This is a genomic window from Lysobacter xanthus (assembly GCF_047159895.1).
On sequence record NZ_BAAGAB020000158.1, the window covers coordinates 1 to 580 of the forward strand.

The following is a 580-nucleotide window of genomic DNA, read 5'->3' on the forward strand; positions in this document are numbered from 1 at the left end:
GACAGCGAGCCAGACCATGACACCTCCATATGCGTCGCTTCGGCAGAGCGCGCCTAACACCTGAGTTAAGCCGCGCCGCGAAGCGGCGTCGGCTTGGACGAATTGTTAGGCGCCAAGCGATGAACCTTGAGCACCTTGTCGACGCGCAGCATGAGCCGAGTTCCGGGCTTTGGCCAGACGATAGGTTCATTTACCACGGTGCCCTCCACCTCCATCCACGCGGAGCCCATAGGCGGGAGCCCGATGCGGCCCATGGCTTTCCAAACGTGCTCATCGGCGTCCGTGAGCGCGACCAGCTCCCGCCAATCGGACGAGCCGCAAGGCTCGATCTGCATGCCGTGCATGTGCGACGCGACGCAACCCGATACCCGGACCTTATGGCCCACATGGGCGGCGATGGTTTCGGCGAGCCTAGCGGGACTCAACGCAATCGGCTGACCGGCATTCGCTTGGCCGGTGAGGGCGCTGAAAGCCAACAGAAGCGCATGACGTTTCATTCTGGCGCCTAACACCTGAGTTAAGCCGCGCCGCGAAGCGGCGTCGGCTTGGACGAATTGTTAGCGCTCAGGCGGAACTGCCT

General features: G+C 62.9%; 1 protein-coding gene. It reads right to left on the minus strand.

Annotated elements, in window-relative coordinates:
* Nucleotides 1-65: 65 nt before the first annotated feature.
* Nucleotides 66-497: a hypothetical protein gene (locus ACY35P_RS15640; RefSeq protein ID WP_133502029.1), complete on the minus strand. Its 432-nt coding sequence runs from the start codon at nt 495-497 to the stop codon at nt 66-68.
* Nucleotides 498-580: the final 83 nt, after the last annotated feature.